The organism is Novimethylophilus kurashikiensis (assembly GCF_003112435.1).
Lineage (GTDB): Bacteria > Pseudomonadota > Gammaproteobacteria > Burkholderiales > Methylophilaceae > Novimethylophilus > Novimethylophilus kurashikiensis.
Window position 1 is genome coordinate 1 of record NZ_BDOQ01000030.1, and the last position, 1,567, is coordinate 1,567.

The window sequence follows — 1,567 nt, forward strand, 5'->3', positions numbered from 1 at the left end:
CGCGCGTGTTCGAGCCCAGCGAATCGTTCAGGCAAAACGCCACCGTATCCGGCATCGAGGCCTATCGCGCACTCTGCCAGGAAGCTGAAAACGACTATACCGGTTTTTGGGGCAAGCTCGCCCAGAGCCACATCAGCTGGAAAAAGCCCTTTACCCAGGTACTGGACGAATCCAACCCGCCGTTCTTCCGCTGGTTCCACGACGGCGAGTTGAATGTTTCTTACAACTGCCTGGATCGTCACCTCGAAACCCAGGGCGACAAGACCGCCATCATCTTCGAAGGCGATGACGGCAATGTCACCAATGTCAGCTACCGCGAACTGCACGCCAAGGTGTGCCGCTTTGCCAATACGCTCAAGAAGCTCGGCGTGGGCTTGGGCGATACCGTCGTCATCTACCTGCCGATGAGCGTAGAAGCCGTCGTTGCCATGCAAGCCTGTGCCCGCATCGGCGCGATTCACTCCGTCGTGTTCGGCGGTTTCTCGTCCAAGAGCCTACACGAACGTATTACCGACGTCGGCGCCAAGCTCGTCATCACCTCCGACGGCCAGTTCCGCGGCGGCAAGGCCATGCCGTTGAAGCCCGCGGTGGACGAAGCTATCGCCATGGGCGGCTGCGACAGCGTGCAGAACATCGTGGTGCTGAAGCGCACCGGCAGCGACGTGCAATGGAATGCCAAGGACATCTGGTGGCACGAGGCGGAAGCCGGTGCTTCCGACCAATGCGAACCCACCTGGGTCAACGCCGAGCACCCGCTGTTCGTGCTCTACACCTCCGGTTCCACCGGCAAACCCAAGGGCGTCCAGCACTCCTCCGCCGGCTACCTGCTGGGTGCGCTCATGAGTCTGAAATGGGTGTTCGACTACAAGCCGAGCGACATTTTCTGGTGCACCGCCGACGTAGGCTGGATTACCGGCCACTCTTATGTCGCCTACGGCCCGTTGGCTTTGGGCGCGACTGAAGTCATCTTCGAAGGCGTGCCTACCTACCCGGACGCTGGACGTTTCTGGCAGATGATCGAGCGCCACAAGGTCACCGTGTTCTACACCGCGCCGACGGCTATCCGTTCGCTCATCAAGCTGGGCGGCGATCTCCCCGATAATTACGACCTCTCCAGCCTCCGCCTGCTGGGCACCGTGGGCGAGCCCATCAACCCCGAAGCCTGGATGTGGTACTACAAAAAAATCGGCAAGAGCCAATGCCCCATTGTCGACACCTGGTGGCAGACCGAAACCGGCTCGCACATGATCGCACCGCTGCCCGGCGCAGTCGCCATCAAGCCCGGTTCGTGCACCCTGCCGCTGCCCGGCATCATGGCCGACGTCGTGCATGAAGACGGCAGCCCGGTCACCGACGAAAGCGGCGGCCTGCTCGTCATCAAGCGCCCCTTCCCCTCCATGCTGCGCACCATCTGGGGCAACGCCGAACGCTTCAAACGGGGCTACTTCCCCGAAAACCTCGGCGGCAGCTACTACCTCGCCGGCGACTCCGCCCACAAGGACGCCGACGGCTACTTCTGGATTTTGGGGCGCATCGACGACGTATTGAACGTCTCCGGCCACCGCTT

Annotated in this window: 1 protein-coding gene; it reads left to right on the forward strand. The window is 61.8% G+C overall.

Annotated elements, in window-relative coordinates; translation table 11 throughout:
* Nucleotides 1-1,567, forward strand: a 1,567-nt coding sequence (acs, locus tag NMK_RS18185; protein ID WP_109017188.1) for an acetate--CoA ligase, incomplete at both ends; no start/stop codon positions are given.